This window comes from Ensifer sp. Root423 (assembly GCF_001426275.1).
Taxonomy (GTDB): domain Bacteria; phylum Pseudomonadota; class Alphaproteobacteria; order Rhizobiales; family Rhizobiaceae; genus Ensifer; species Ensifer adhaerens.
The window spans coordinates 443,107-456,892 of sequence record NZ_LMEG01000023.1; the positions used below are offsets into that span (position 1 = coordinate 443,107).

General features: G+C 63.6%; 12 protein-coding genes. 3 read left to right on the forward strand and 9 right to left on the reverse strand.

Annotated features, from left to right (window positions below; genetic code table 11):
* Positions 1 to 64: 64 nt before the first annotated feature.
* Entirely contained in the window at positions 65 to 814 is a 750-nt protein-coding gene (locus ASD01_RS21510) for a sulfite exporter TauE/SafE family protein (RefSeq protein ID WP_060529052.1), read from the forward strand.
* Between the two features lie 162 nt (positions 815 to 976).
* On the opposite strand, the gene ASD01_RS21515 is transcribed toward ASD01_RS21510, so the two are convergent.
* Together ASD01_RS21515 and ASD01_RS21520 are read right to left on the reverse strand one after the other, a co-directional pair.
* On the reverse strand, positions 977 to 1,309 hold the full coding sequence (locus tag ASD01_RS21515; protein WP_060529051.1) for a DMT family transporter: 333 nt from the start codon (positions 1,307 to 1,309) through the stop codon (positions 977 to 979).
* 42 nt (positions 1,310 to 1,351) lie between these two features.
* Positions 1,352 to 2,275 (reverse strand): DMT family transporter, encoded by a 924-nt coding sequence (locus ASD01_RS21520; protein ID WP_060529050.1) that lies wholly within the window; start codon positions 2,273 to 2,275, stop codon positions 1,352 to 1,354.
* A gap of 392 nt (positions 2,276 to 2,667) precedes the next feature.
* Between ASD01_RS21520 and ASD01_RS21525 the strand changes: the two genes are divergently transcribed.
* A complete protein-coding gene (locus ASD01_RS21525) occupies positions 2,668 to 3,585 on the forward strand; it encodes a LysR family transcriptional regulator (RefSeq protein WP_060529049.1) in 918 nt (305 codons plus the stop codon).
* Between the two features lie 421 nt (positions 3,586 to 4,006).
* Here ASD01_RS21525 and ASD01_RS21535 read toward each other — a convergent pair whose 3' ends face one another.
* From ASD01_RS21535 to nirK, 7 genes are all read right to left on the reverse strand, one after another.
* Positions 4,007 to 5,599 carry a TolC family protein gene (locus tag ASD01_RS21535; protein ID WP_082572820.1) on the reverse strand — a complete coding sequence of 531 codons (1,593 nt, stop codon included), beginning with the start codon at positions 5,597 to 5,599 and terminating at the stop codon, positions 4,007 to 4,009.
* Positions 5,596 to 7,656, reverse strand: coding sequence for an FUSC family protein (locus tag ASD01_RS21540; protein ID WP_060644369.1), 2,061 nt, complete (start codon positions 7,654 to 7,656; stop codon positions 5,596 to 5,598). Before ASD01_RS21540 ends, ASD01_RS21535 begins: the two co-directional genes overlap by 4 nt.
* The gene (gene mdtN / locus ASD01_RS21545; RefSeq protein ID WP_060529045.1) at positions 7,634 to 8,698 is read right to left on the reverse strand and encodes a multidrug transporter subunit MdtN; all 1,065 of its coding nucleotides are present in this window, start codon (positions 8,696 to 8,698) and stop codon (positions 7,634 to 7,636) included. Before mdtN ends, ASD01_RS21540 begins: the two co-directional genes overlap by 23 nt.
* Positions 8,695 to 9,009: a YtcA family lipoprotein gene (locus tag ASD01_RS21550; RefSeq protein ID WP_234824515.1), complete on the reverse strand. Its 315-nt coding sequence runs from the start codon at positions 9,007 to 9,009 to the stop codon at positions 8,695 to 8,697. The genes mdtN and ASD01_RS21550 overlap by 4 nt, the downstream gene beginning before the upstream one ends.
* A gap of 184 nt (positions 9,010 to 9,193) precedes the next feature.
* On the reverse strand, positions 9,194 to 9,841 hold the full coding sequence (locus tag ASD01_RS21555) for a Crp/Fnr family transcriptional regulator (RefSeq protein WP_082566519.1): 648 nt from the start codon (positions 9,839 to 9,841) through the stop codon (positions 9,194 to 9,196).
* 175 nt (positions 9,842 to 10,016) lie between these two features.
* Positions 10,017 to 10,934 (reverse strand): SUMF1/EgtB/PvdO family nonheme iron enzyme, encoded by a 918-nt coding sequence (locus tag ASD01_RS21560; protein ID WP_060529043.1) that lies wholly within the window; start codon positions 10,932 to 10,934, stop codon positions 10,017 to 10,019.
* Between the two features lie 102 nt (positions 10,935 to 11,036).
* Positions 11,037 to 12,173 carry a copper-containing nitrite reductase gene (nirK, locus tag ASD01_RS21565; RefSeq protein WP_034790564.1) on the reverse strand — a complete coding sequence of 379 codons (1,137 nt, stop codon included), beginning with the start codon at positions 12,171 to 12,173 and terminating at the stop codon, positions 11,037 to 11,039.
* A 338-nt stretch (positions 12,174 to 12,511) separates the two neighbouring features.
* Between nirK and ASD01_RS21570 the strand changes: the two genes are divergently transcribed.
* On the forward strand, positions 12,512 to 13,735 hold the full coding sequence (locus ASD01_RS21570; protein WP_060529042.1) for an NnrS family protein: 1,224 nt from the start codon (positions 12,512 to 12,514) through the stop codon (positions 13,733 to 13,735).
* Positions 13,736 to 13,786 lie beyond the last annotated feature (51 nt).

The window sequence follows — 13,786 nt, forward strand, 5'->3', positions numbered from 1 at the left end:
CAGCCGAAGTCTGACTGCGGATGATCCGCATTGTGCCCATGCGGGTATACGCTATGCCGATGGCATGCTCGATCTTGCTCCGTCCCTCGTCGTTGCGATTGCCGCAACTTTCTTCGCCGCCGGCATCCTCAAGGGCGTCACCGGCATGGGATTGCCGACCCTGGCGATGGGCGTGCTCGGTACGCTCATCTCTCCACTTGCGGCCGCCAGCCTGTTGATTGCCCCGTCCTTCGTGACAAATGTCTGGCAGCTTCTCGCGGGCCCGAGCTTCGGCGCGCTTGCGCTCCGGCTTTGGCCGATGATGCTGGCGGTCGTTCTTGGCACGCTCAGCGGTTCTTCGGTGCTTGCCGGTGGCAGCACCGCGCTCACGACGGGCGCACTTGGTGCGGCCCTCTTTCTCTACGCCGCCTTCACGCTCTTTGCGCGCCAGCTTCGCGTTCCGGCGAAGTGGGAGCCGTGGCTGTCTCCCGTGGTCGGCGCGGCAACCGGGATCGTCACGGGCGCAACCGGCGTCTTCGTCATCCCGGCCGTGCCCTATCTGCAGGCGCTAGGTCTTGAACGGGACGAACTGGTGCAGGCGCTCGGCCTCTCCTTCACCGTCTCCACAGTCGCCCTCACCGCCGGGCTCGTCTGGCGGGGCGCTTTCGAGGCCGACAATCTGCTCTTCTCCGGCCTCGCGATTGCGCCGTCGCTCGCTGGCATGTGGGCGGGGCAAGTCGTTCGCAACCGTGTCGACCCGCCCGTATTCCGGCGCTGGTTCCTCATCAGTCTGCTCGTCCTCGGCGCCGAAATGCTTGCGCGGCCGCTTCTGTAAAGGCGATTGCCTATCTAGTGGGGCGGCGAACTGTCGTGACGAGATGCTGGCGCCGTACCATACACGATGCCGGTCGGCCGGCTGACGTTCTCAAGAACTTTGTTAAGGAACATCGATCAATATATTGAAGAAACTATGTTTTAATGCCGACACCGGCGGAATTCAGGCCGGCACGACCTTCAGCGCGATGACGCCGCCGGCGATCACCAGCATTGCGGTTGCCCGCGAGACTGTGATGGTTTCTCCGAAGAGCAGCACACCGCAGAGCACGGAACCGACGGCGCCGATGCCGGTCCAGACCGCGTAGGCTGTTCCGAGCGGCAAGGTCTTGAGCGCCTGAGTGAGCAGGGACAGAAAGATCACCAAGGCAACGATCGAGACCAGCGTCCAGGACAGGCGGCTGTAACCGTTCGAGAACTTGGTGCTGACGGCCCAGGCGACGTCTGCAACGCCGGATAGAACGAGGTAGATCCAGGCAAGCGATGTGGATGACATGGCAATTCTCCGGCGTTCGGCAGATCGCGATCGGTTGCGGCTTCAGACGAGTTTAATAACGGCGACACCGGCCAACAGCAGCACCACGCCGCCCAGGCGTAGCCCCGACACGGACCTCTGCGGCAGACGGAACCAGCCATAGCGATCGACGAAGACGCTTGCGACCTGCTGGCCGGCCACGGTGAGACCAACCGCCGCGGCCGCACCAATCGCTGGGATTGCGGTAAAGACCGTGGTGACATAGGTCGCTCCGGCGAAACCACCGAGCCAACCCCACCAGGGCATCGTCTGCACGCCGGTGATGTTGGGACGGGATGTCTTTTGCCCGGCGAGCACCAGAAGCATCACCGCGGCCATGGCGAGCGTGGCGACGAGAAACGAGATCGCACCCACCGCGAACGGCGCACCCCCGAGATCATGGCGCAGGAGCGCATTGACGGCGCCCTGGACCGGGAGCACGGCCCCTGCCATCAGCGCAAGGGCAATCCAGCCAAGCCGGTCGGCTTTAACATTGTCTTTTCCGCCTTGCCCGAACACCACCATAGCAACCCCGAGGAGCACGACGAGCGTGCCAACGGCGGCCCCGACCCGCAGTCCCGTCGGCGGAACGCCCAGCAGGCCGAAACTATCGAGCGTCAGGGAGGCCAGCATCTGTCCGGCGATGAACAATCCGACGGAAACGACGGCGCCAAGGCGGGGGAAGAGAACGATGGTCGAGACGACATAGACGGCTGAGGCGGTGCCTCCGACGAGATGCCACCACTTGACCGCGGGGATTGCACCAAGCGCGGCGATTGTTCCCGTCAGGAGGGTGACGAGAAGCAGCAGACCGGTACCAATCGCGAGCTGAAGTGTGGTCGCCGCAAAAGGCGATCCGACAGCTTTGGAAAGTTGTGCGTTGGCACCCGCCTGGACAGCGAGCAGACCACCCGCAAACAAGGCCAATGGGACGAACAGGGTCTCCATGAAGGGACCTCCTTGACGAGAGTGAGTTGAAAATGGAGGAAGGGTTGGTCAGGTGGACGCGCTCTGGTGCGCCCGGACCTGAGGAAGGTGCGGGACGGTCGAGTGATCACTCGTCTCAGGCACCAGATCGCTGAAGAATGGGATCATCTTGCGTCGCTCCACCGATCGGCCCATCCGATCGTGACACCATCTTTAGACGGTGCTCGGTTGCAGAGCGATCTGTCGTTTCGCCTACTGCCTCTGCATATTTGCACAGCCGCTTCAATGACGGTACCACAGCGAATAAGGCGTTTGACCGTGGAGCTTGATTGCGCAGAGCGATTGACAATACGCGGTGATAGCGGTGCAAATTCGCTCATCCGATGAACAACCTGTCTTAGGTTTGCCCAATCATGCACAGCCATCACCGTATCGACTGGGAAGACCTCCGCTTCGTTCTGGCAGTCGCAGAGGCGAACTCCCTTGCTGCTGCTGCCCGGGCGCTTGGCGTCAATCACACAACAGTGTTAAGGCGTGTCGGGTCGTTCGAACAGAAGCTCGGGGTCCGGCTGTTTGACCGCCTCCCGTCCGGCTACATGCTCACCGCCGGCGGCGAGGAGCTGCTAGCCGTGGCCCGGCAGATGGCTGAAACGGTCACGGAGCTCGAGCGCCGCTTGACGGGTCAGGATCTGCGGCTCGAGGGTAGCCTGCGGATTACCACCACGGATACGCTGATGGCGTCCATCCTGCCGTCGATCCTGGCGGATTTCCGTCAACGCCATCCCGGCGTCCTGCTCGAGGTCAGCACCTCGAATGCGCTCGCAAACCTCTCGCATCGCGACGCGGACGTTGCCATCCGCCCCGCGGTCGATTCACCGGATGCATTGGTCGGTCGCCGGATCGCGAAGGTCGCTTTCGCCGTCTATGCGGCGCCGTCCTATCTCGACGTGCGGGAGCTGACAGCCGCCACGCTGGACATTGCACGGGAGCACTGGATCGGGCTTGGCGACGCGCTTGCGTCCACGAGCGTGGCACGATGGATGCGCGCGACGCTCGTGGCACCCGCGGTCTTGCGTTGCGATTCGCTGGTCACGGCCCGCGAGGCGGCAAAGGCCGGCATCGGTCTTGCGGCCCTGCCCTGTTATCTCGGAGACACGACGCCCGGTCTCATCCGCATCGGCCCACCGGTCGCCGATATGACGAGAGAGCTTTGGCTTCTCACACACGAGGATCTGCGGCGCACGGCCCGCGTCAGCGCCTTCACCGAATTTGTTCGCCAGGCGCTCGCGAAACATCGGCCGCTCCTCGAAGGCAACAAGCCCTCAACTTAGAAGTTCCCCCGGGAACGGCCAATGCGGACGGAGCGCTTAAGATCGCTTTAAATCCAGGTGATCAGGGACACGTCAGATGCCAAGCTCAGTTTGCGAAACCTATCCCGGAATATGCGAAAAAAGCCGCCTGAAGTATCCGCGGCCACCCCGCCTCCTGCGTGCTGCCAACCAGAACCTCCGAGGTGCGCCACGGCCGATATCGTTCGCGCCGGTAGCCATTTCACTGACCGTTGAAAGCGAAAGCGCTTCGGCAATCCGGATCGGATCGGCTATCTCGATGCTGGGATTGGTCGTTCTTGCCGCGTACGCCGGGACGACGGCCGTTGCAGGCATTCTTGCCGGCGGATTCGATGGACTGTTGATCGAGGCGTCGTCGAACCTCTGGTGAGTTCGGCACTGGGCGACCCGTCGCCTCAGGCCGTCAGAAGCGATTGACCGCATTGCGGTTCGTCAACGTTCCCGTTGCAAAAGCAAGGCTTGCCGCGGCGACAAGCGTGTCGCTGTAGGCGGTCGCCTTTGCGACTTTCGCCTGGAGCAACGCCGTCTGCGCGATGCTGACATCGGTGATCGTGCCCAGGCCCTGCTTGTAGTAGTCGACCGCAGCATCGTAGGTCGTCTGAGCGGCCGTCGTCAGCTCGCTTGCGGCCGCATAGCCGGCCAGGCTGGTGCGCAGCAGATCATAGGCGACGACGACTTCCCGCGCCGCACTGTTTTGCAACTGCGCCATCTCCTGCTCGGCAGCGCCGACCTGCGCCATCGCCGACTGCAACCGCGCGTCGCGCAGCCCGCCATCGTAAATCGGGAAGCTCAGGCCGATCATCAGGTTGGCGTTCGGCTGGTTGACGCGGATCGTCGAGCGCTGGTCGAAACGGGTGTCTTCGACGCTGAGCGAGCCGATATTGCGGTTCACGTTGCCCACCAGCGCGACCTTCGGCATGAACTCCGCGCGGGCGGCCGCAATACCGTTCTTGTCGGCCTGCAGGCGGGCAAAAGCCGCCTGCACATCCGGGCGACGCTGGAGCGATGTCGCAATCAGCCGGTTGAGGTCCTCGGGCACAGCCTTCGGCAGAGCACGATTGCTGCCGTCGGCGATTCGGATCTCGAGCGTTGGCGAGACCCCGACCGCTTCGAGAAGCGTCATATAGGCATTGCGCTCGTGCCCTTGCGATTGGGTCAGGTTGAAGCGCGCCTGCGCCACTTGCTGGTTTGCCTGCGCGACTTCGATCGATGTGGCGATGCCGCGACCCATGCGCGCCTTGGCGGCTGCCTGGACAAGCTCGGCATTCTGCACCGTCTGGCGGGCGATCTTCAGCTGAACACGCGCCGCCGTCAGGACGAAATAGGCGTTGGAAACATCGAAGATCAGCTTCTGGTGCGTACCGTTGAAGGTCACGTTTGCAGCAAACGCCAATTGCGTTGCCGCCTCTCTCCCCGCATCCCGCCCGCCGAAATCGAGAAGCAGCCACTTGACCGTAAGGGATGGAATGAACTGCGCGCCAGTTGTCGTCAGCGTGCCCGGGGCGATCGGTATGGGACCGCCGATGCCGGGCGCAGTCGCCGACGTCTGCTCAAGACCGGCGAGTACATCGGCCGTCAGGAGAGGCAGGTACACCGCTTCGGTGATGCCGACGGCAATCGCCGCCTGCCGGGCGCGCTGCCAGGCGGCACGCGTGATCGGATTGGTTCGCTGGGCAATATCGACCAGTTCCGGCAAGCTGTAATCGTGTTTCGGATCGATCGACGGCGTCGCGATCGTAATCGGGATCTCAGGGTTCGGCGCGAGAGAGAAATCCGGCGCGCCGGCACTCACCTTCGAGGCGTCCTTGGTGCCCGCTCCCGAAACGGCCGGCCGGTCGGCGCTCGGTGGCGCCAGATCATCGAGTGCCGCGGACGTGCAGGCTGCCGGGATCGACAATGCGCCAAGGAGAAGAGAGCCTTGGGCAGCACGGCACATGCTTCGGCAAAGGGCGATCACCCCTACCGAAACCCACCTCGCCCCCGCAGAAACCATCATTCCAAGGCATCCCCCGCTGCCAGCCGCCGAACCACAGTCTCGATCTTCTCGTAGAGTGCAAGCCTCCAGGCGAGCTCGTCGCGAATTCGCCGGGGAAAACCTCCGGCATGCATGCTTGCCTTCCGGGCGCGGGCGAGACGCGCTTTCAGCCGCCGAAGCGCCAGGGCCAGATCCGCACTGGGCTTCGGCCGGTGCCATGCCTCTAATCCCTCGGCCTGATCGTTCAGCCATTGCGCCACCGCGTGTTCATAGCCGAGAACCGCGCGCTTCAGCGGCGCCGGCGCGCCCCGCAACGGACCGAAGGCCCGGTCGTGTTCGCGCAATTCGACGATGGGGGCGGCCAGTTCCTGCAGGCTGAGGGCAATGCGCTCCGTCGTCCGGGCATCGATGTCTCCCCGTCGCACGTTTGCAGGCTCGAAACGTAGCAGTTCACTCTGGCGCAATGCGCCAGAGACACCGCTGATCAGGTCGGCATAGTCGCCGGTGGGGCCGCCGCGACGCGCTAACAGATCGGCAAGCGTGGCACCGCTCGTGGCAAGGCTCTTGCGTATTCCCTGCCCGATGCCGACCGGCCAGATCGTCGAGAAAACGACCGAAACGACGATGTTGCCGAAGACGATGCCGATGATGCGATCCCGCGCCTCGTTGAGATCCAGACTCGGGCCGAAGCCGTGCAGCACGACGAGAAAAAAGCAGAGCGCCATCTGCCAGCCGATATAGGAAATGCGCTCCGAGCCGACGGAGATCCATGCCGCAATGAGGCTGACCGCACCGACAAGAAAGGCGAGCTGGCCGATATCCGTCATGTGCGGCACGAGCCAGATCGTCGAGCCAATCGCCACGGCGCCGCCAAGGAGGCAGCCCGTCAGCCGCAGTGCCAGCTTGTGCATGGTCTCGCCCGTCGTTCCAAGCGCTACCATGAAACAGGTGATCAGGGCGGTGTGGATCGCAAACCAATCGAGGGCCGTGTAGGTGATGTAGGTGATCATCACCGCAAGCAGAGCCTTCAGCGCGAACTGCGTGTAGAGCGGATTGCTGAAAGCATCCGGCAGAAAGAACCCTTCCTTATGCGCATCTGACACCGGCCCGGGCGGGTCTGCCCCCGATAAGATATCGACGATCCTTTCGACCTGATGCGCCGGGAGGGCATCACCGGCTTCAAAGGCGCGAAAATCGGGTGAGCTTAGCAGCGTCTGTTCCGGCGGCTTCCGCCTGCGGATCGCTTCGGCAATGCGGCGAAGAACCTCCGGCGCCGCAGCGTTTTCCCGCGGCCTTCGTTCATCAAGCGATAGGGCGAGTGCCAGCGTCAGCAAATCATAGGACGCGTCCGTCGCCGCCTGCATGCGCGGCACGTCGTGCTTGTCCATCAACGCCAGAAGCTTTGAGAACCCGGCATATTTCTTGAGCTCGCCATTGCCTTCGGCCAGCAACGTCGCAGCCACGCGTTTCGCCGCGTGGTCTCCACTGGACAGGAGCTGGCCCGCCACCTCCAACCGCTCGGCGATCGCCGAGCGTAGCCGTCGCGCCGGGCTGTGGCCGGTGATGAGATGGATCGCGATCAGGTAGACCACCGGGAAGAACACGACCACCCACATCCAAGCGAGCCCTCGGATCAGCAGTTCCGGGATCGGCACGATATCGTAGAGCGTCATGACGAAGGCAAAGACCATGGCGACCGTACCGATCGGCGGCCCGGCACGGCTTGCCTGCGTCAGGTACATGCCGCCGAAGGTAAAAAAGGCGACAAGTGCCAGGCGCAGTGCCGGTTCGTCCGCCACCACCATCAGGCAGACGATGGCCAGCAGAATTCCGATCGTCGCCCCGACAAGCAAGCCGATGGCGATCAGGATGCCGGAGCCGGCATCAGCTCTGAACGCGAAGAAGACGAGATAACAGGAGATCGCCGCTTCGGGGACCCGCAGCGCCATCGCCGTTACAGCAACCAGCGTGGTGGCCAGCGCCATGCGCAGGGAAAGGTCCAGCCGGCCCGGATAGGGTTGCAATTCGTCCCAGAGGATCGACGTGTAGCGGACGCTACTTCGCGGCTGGAACAGCATCGGCGTCGTTATGCGCGGGCCCGATGACGACGACGGCGGAGGCGCCGACGCGCATCAGGTCCTCCGGCGGATTTTCAAGCCGCACATGCACGGGAAAGCGCTTGGCGACCCTCACCCAATTCAGCGAGTTGGAAACGATCGGTATGCCGAGGATCGTGGCGGAGTCTTCCGAACGCACGCCCCAGCCGACACCCTCGACCGTGCCGGAAATACGGCGCTCCGGATCCGCCATCACGAAGACATCGGCGCGGCTGCCGATGGCGATCGCCTTGAGATCTGTTTCGCGGAAGAAAGCGACGGTTTCCCATTCGGCGGTATCGATCAGAGTGAACAGCGTTTCGGCGGGAACCACGACCTTGCCGACCGTCGTGCGCAAGCCGACGATCTTGCCGTCGAAGGGCGCCCGCACGACGGTGTTCTCCAGGTCCCGCTCGGTAAGTGCTACCGTCGCGCGTGCGACATCCGCCTGGGCTTTACGGGTGTCGAGGGTACCGATCACCCGGTTGGCTCCGTGGGCCGACTGCAACGCCTGAGCAAGGCTGACTTCGGCGTCTTTGACGGCGGTTCGCGCCTCGTCAACTTGCTGCGCCGTCACGAAGCGCTTCGGCAAGAGCGGCTCCAGCCGTTCCTGTGTCTGGCGCGCAAGCAAGACATTGTTCTGAGCACGGGCAATCTGCCGGTCCGCAACGTCGGCATTGGCGCGCTCGAGATCGAGATTGCGCTCTCCCTGCGCCACTTCCGACTGCGTCGCCTTCAGTTCGGCCTGCGCCTGTTCGAGACGCAGGCGATAGGGTTCCGGATCGAGGCGGAAGAGCACGTCGCCCTTCTTCACGCTCGCATTGTTACGCACCTCGACGGAGATTATCCGGCCCGGGACGCTCGCGGCGATCGCAACCGTCGGCGCATCGATTTCAGCGACGTCCGTGCGCGGGCTGCGATCGACCTGCCAGAAGGTAAAATAGACTGCAACGGCCGCACTGGCGATGATGAGCGGGCCGAGAGTGCGTGCAACTGCACGCCGGAAGACGTCACCGGCACTCAATGCGGCGCTCCGCCAAAGGCCAGAAACCAGTAGACGATGCTGGTGGTGAGCGCGAGCGAAAGGTAGACGAGAAGCGGCACGGGCAGGTGTTCGTCGATACCGGCGTGGACGAGGATCAGCCTTGCGACAACCGTGGTGACGATACCAAGCCCGGCACAAAGCAGCCAGGCTGGAAAGTAGGACCCAAACACCACGATCGAAGGGGCAAGCGGATCCCGGGCACACCCCGCGGCCGTCAGCATCCCCACCGATAAAAGTGCGCGCCCGATCGTCCACCGCCGGCGGCCGGCACGCATGCTAAGTCGAACCACACCATCCCCCGTGTCATGGCCATTGTCATGCAATTGCCGATACTGGTGAATTACGCGAGCCGATTCAACCATTCATGGACCTGCATCACCAGGGTTCGAGAAACGACCGGTCGTTGAGGGGCTGGTGATCTGTCGTTCTTGGGACGGACGGCCTCGCCCCATGTAGAGGCAATCAAGGGTCGGGCTAGTTGTCGGCGCGCTCCGCCAGGCGCCGCAGCCCGGGAATGTCCTTCAGCGTCAGCTTCTGCCGTCCGCCGACGACCAGACCCTGCCCCTCCCAGGCGCTGAGGATGCGCGAAACCGTGTGCAGCGTTGTCCCGGTCATCTCGGCGATATCCTGGCGTGAGATCGGAAAGTCGATGCGGATGCCGCCGCTTTCGGGTTTACCAGCCTGTTCGGCGAGCCGGAGCACCGTGTGCGCGACGCGGCGCTCGACCTCTTCGGTCGACATCTCGCGGATACGGGTATGCGCCTCGTCGAGCCGCTGGCCGATGGTGTGGAGGGCATTGACCGCAAGGTGAGGATTTTTCTCGACGAAGATGTTCCAGAGCTCCGTCGGCCAGGCGAGAACCAGGCTTTCGGTCGCCGCCGTTGCGGTGCCCGGATAGTCGCTGCGCTGGAGCGCTCGGGCAAAACCGAAGAGATCGCCGGGATTGACGACCCGCACGATGATCTGCTGCCCGTCCTTGGTGACCTGGGTCACCTTCAGCCGGCCATTCAGCAGCAGGAAGAAGAAATCGGCCGTCGCCCCCTGTTCGAACACGGCTTCGTTCTGCGGCACGCGCCGCACCGTGGCGCGCGTCAGCAGCGTGTCCAGTTCCGGGTCGCTCATCTTCTGAAACAGGGGAAGCGATTTGACGAGTGTGCGATCGAGTGCAGCCACGTTGGCCCTATATCCTGCCGATTTGAAATTGCCTTTGCTCTAGCATAGTGCCGGGTCCTGCAAAAGGACCCGGCATTTATGCCCGAGCGACGGTTTTCCCAGCAATTTCATCGGCCGTCTCATCTCAGCCCGCACCGTGGAGCCGCCGTTCAAAGGTATAGAGGTAGCCCGAATACCAGCGGCCGTCGCGCACGAGCCGGAAACCGAGATTATCGGGCGGCACGCCGACGGCGCAGCCGCCGCTTTTCGGATCCCGGATGAAGAAGCTCATCGACGCCCGGTGCTTGCCGTTGACGACAAAGATGCCGCAAGCGGGAGCCTCCTTCAGCACCTCGCCGTCGTCGCCGAGGGTGACGCGGCGGTGGCAGGTCTCGGTCCATTCCCAGACATTGCCGTCGAGATCGGCAACCCCATACTCGTTCTCACCGAAGGCGCCCGTGGGCAGAGGCATCGGGTTCTTCGCCCTCTGCCGGCTGGATTCGCGCTCGTAGTCCGCAAGCCAGCGCAGCGCCGGATTGTCCTTGGTGCCGTCGATCCCCAGCGCATCGTCGGGGAATTTGGACCCGGCGGCAAACGCCCATTGCTGGTCGGTCGGAAGGCGCCAGACCTCGCCGGTCTTCTTGGTCAGCCATGCCGCATAGTCGGTCGCGTCCGTGTAGTTGACCCCGGTCATCGGCACACCCGACAGGCCGGCGCCATGGCCGCCCTCCGGCTGCTGGCAGCCGCCATCGGCGACGCAGCGCTCGTAGTCGTCGCGCGTCACCTGATACTTCATGATCTCGAGCGGCTGCTTGATAGCTGCCACCACGATCGGCGCGTCGACGGCAAAACCGTTCTTCAGGAAGTGTCCCTCCGCCCGATAGCTCATCTGTCGCGGCGCGATCGTCACGGTCACCGGCGGCCTGATCGACGGATCGATGCCGTCCTTGAGATCGTCGAACAGCCCCACCTTCGCCGAAAGTACGCCGCCGATTGCCGCCAAAAGGACGACCGGTGCTGCTAGCGAGAGGAGCGAAACCGCAGTTTTCTTGGTGGTGGGCATGGAAGGTCTCCGGGGGAAGTGGCACGCGCCGGCAAGCGCGTGCCTTTGTTCGCGCGTGGGGTCGCTGTGAGCGCGGCCCCACGATCATCCGCTGTCACCCGGCTACATCGACGCCGGCTTGACGACCGATGTCATCAGGTCGTCGTTCCATTCGCCGGTCACCTTGAAGTGGCCGGCGGCACCCAGCTCGAACGCCTCGATCAGGTTGTGGTTGACGTAGGCGTACACACCCGGCTGGCGGAAGGTGTAGAAGGCAGCGCCGGCGGTTCCGCCCGGAATGAGCCAGGTTTCCTGGTCGAGATCCGGCGGGTTGCGGAACTTGCCGGTCGCCCAGACATAGTCACCATGCCCGCCGATCAGGTGCGGCCGCGTATCGCGGTTGGCCTGCGAATGGACGACGAGCACACGCTCGCCCACGGCCGCAGTCAAAGCATGGTCGCCGGTCAGCGCGCCGACCGCACCGTTGAAGACGATGTGGGTCGGGGTCAGCGTGCGCATCGCCTTGACAGCATCTTCATAGGCTTCGCCGGGGGTTTCGTACTTCTTGTAGTTCCCGGCCTCGTCCTTCGGCACGTAGAAGTCCTGCTCGCCGACATAGTAGATCTTGTCGTACGTCAGCGGCTGGCCCTTCTCGTCCTTCAGTCCGTCGCGCGGCAGCACCATGATGGCGCCGTTCATGCCCGATGTGACGTGCCAGGGCACCATGCCCTCCGGCGCGCAATGGTAGACGAAGACTCCGGGCTTGGTCGCCTTGAAACGAAGCGTGGTTTCCTCGCCCGGGTTCACTTGGGTCAGCGCCCCGCCGCCGAGCGCACCGGTTGCGGCGTGAAAGTCGATGTTGTGCAGCAACGTGTTGGTGTCAGGGTTGATCAGCCGCAGTTCGACATAGTCGTTCTCATGCACCACCATCAGCGGACCAGGCACCGAACCGTTGAAGGTCATCGCGTGGATCTCGGTGCCCTCGCGGTCGATCACCAGCTTCTTTTCCTCGATCGTCATGGTGAACTCGACGACGCGCGGTCCGGTCTTGGCGACCTGGTCATGGGCGTGCACGAAAGGCGGCTTGACGAGGTCGACCTTCACGCGAGGCAGGGTCGAGATATCGACGGGGGCAGCACCGGCTGCCGCGGCAGCGCCAGCGGCATGCGCCTGAGCGGTGTGGAGAAGCGGCGCAACCGCGCCCGCCAGGGCAGCGCCGGCAAGCATCGTCCGGCGGGTCATCTGAAGTTGTTCAGTCATCTTGCTCTCCTTCGGCGCGTTCCAGCGGCCGGGATTGGCCTTCTGCGAAACGCACCTGTATTCAACGAGTTAGGGTGGGCGGCGCCGACTTGGGCGGCCTCACCTCCGGTCTCGACCACCGGTCCCCCAGCAGTCACTAGAGAAGTAGAACCACAGACGAATCTCGTCTTTGTCTTGGAACAAATCGTTGGGAGGAGATCGCTTTTCTTTACGCCTTGCGACGTCGGTGGTCCGACCGGGCAGCGATACTTGCGTTTTCGCAAAGAGGGCCTTCGAACCCATTGATAGATCAAGCCTCATCCGCAAGTCCGCAAGGACGCACGACGAGGACCACGACCATGTTGGACAGATTGATAAGACCGAAACCGAGCGGCGGCATTCCGCGCGGACTCTCGACCACCGGCCCGGTGCTCTTCTCCTATGGCTTTCGGCCGTTCTTCCTCGCAGCCGCCCTCTGGGCGATCGGCGCCATGGCGCTGTGGATCGCCGCACTGATTCTCGGATTAGACCTAGCCGGCGACTACGGTGCCGCCCATTGGCACGCGCATGAGATGCTGTTTGGCTTTTCCTCCGCCGTTCTCGGCGGCTTTCTGTTGACGGCGATCCCGAACTGGACGGGAAGGCTGCCGGTTTCCGGCCGACCGCTCGCTGCCCTCTTCGGGCTCTGGGTCATTGGTCGGGTTGCTCTCCTGTCGAGTGGTATCATCGGCTTACCCGTCGCAGCCGCTGTCGAGGCGCTGTTTCTGCCGGTGCTGTTGCTGATCTGCGCGCGCGAGGTGATCGTCGGTCGCAAGTGGAAGGACCTCAAGGTGATCGGCGGGCTCATAATTTTGTCGGCCGCCAATATCTGGTTCCACCTCTCGGTCCTCGGCAATCTCGATGTCGACGCCGCAGCGCGGCTGGCGATCGGGGCCTACACGATGCTGATCATGATCGTCGGCGGACGCATCGTGCCGAGCTTCACTCGCAACTGGCTGAACAAGGTTGGCCGCACCGATTTCCCCGTGCCCTACAACAGGTTCGACACCGCGGCGATCCTGATCGGCGTTGCAGCGCTCGGTGCCTGGACCTTCGCGCCCGTTCACATCGTCACCGCAGCGATTGCGGTGATCGCGTGCGCCTTTCATACGGTACGGTTGCTGCGCTGGCACGGATCACCGACCTGGCCGGAGAAGCTGCTCTTCGTTCTGCACGCGGCTTACGCCTTCGTGCCGCTCGGCTTCCTGGCGATATCGGCCGGCGCGATCGAGCTCCTCAGCGACTACCCGGTCATGCATGTGCTGACCGTCGGCGTGATCGCCTTCATGATGCTCGCCGTGATGACGCGCGCCACTCGCGGCCATACCGGGCGGCCGCTGGTGGGATCGGCACTCACCAGCGCCTCCTATGTCGCGATCGCGGGCGCCGCGCTAATCCGGCCGCTCGCCGAGGTGCTGCCGGAGCATTATCATCACCTGATCGCGCTCTCGGGTGTATTGTGGATCGCGGCCTTTGTGCTGTTCACGCTCGAATACGGACCGATGCTGGTGCGCGAGCGCCGCTCGCCGCGCGCCTCACCCTGACCGCACGTCGATACCCAACGCAAAAGGCGCCGCAGATGCGGCGCCTTTTCT

Excerpts from the sequence above, each read along its gene's own strand:
- ASD01_RS21510 (WP_060529052.1), top strand. The coding sequence starts at position 65 with ATGCTCGATCTTGCTCCGTCCCTCGTCGTTGCGATTGCCGCAACTTTC.
- ASD01_RS21515 (WP_060529051.1), bottom strand. The coding sequence starts at position 1,309 with ATGTCATCCACATCGCTTGCCTGGATCTACCTCGTTCTATCCGGCGTT.
- ASD01_RS21520 (WP_060529050.1), bottom strand. The coding sequence starts at position 2,275 with ATGGAGACCCTGTTCGTCCCATTGGCCTTGTTTGCGGGTGGTCTGCTC.
- ASD01_RS21525 (WP_060529049.1), top strand. The coding sequence starts at position 2,668 with ATGCACAGCCATCACCGTATCGACTGGGAAGACCTCCGCTTCGTTCTG.
- ASD01_RS21535 (WP_082572820.1), bottom strand. The coding sequence starts at position 5,599 with ATGATGGTTTCTGCGGGGGCGAGGTGGGTTTCGGTAGGGGTGATCGCC.
- ASD01_RS21540 (WP_060644369.1), bottom strand. The coding sequence starts at position 7,656 with ATGCTGTTCCAGCCGCGAAGTAGCGTCCGCTACACGTCGATCCTCTGG.
- ASD01_RS21555 (WP_082566519.1), bottom strand. The coding sequence starts at position 9,841 with ATGAGCGACCCGGAACTGGACACGCTGCTGACGCGCGCCACGGTGCGG.
- ASD01_RS21560 (WP_060529043.1), bottom strand. The coding sequence starts at position 10,934 with ATGCCCACCACCAAGAAAACTGCGGTTTCGCTCCTCTCGCTAGCAGCA.
- nirK (WP_034790564.1), bottom strand. The coding sequence starts at position 12,173 with ATGACTGAACAACTTCAGATGACCCGCCGGACGATGCTTGCCGGCGCT.
- ASD01_RS21570 (WP_060529042.1), top strand. The coding sequence starts at position 12,512 with ATGTTGGACAGATTGATAAGACCGAAACCGAGCGGCGGCATTCCGCGC.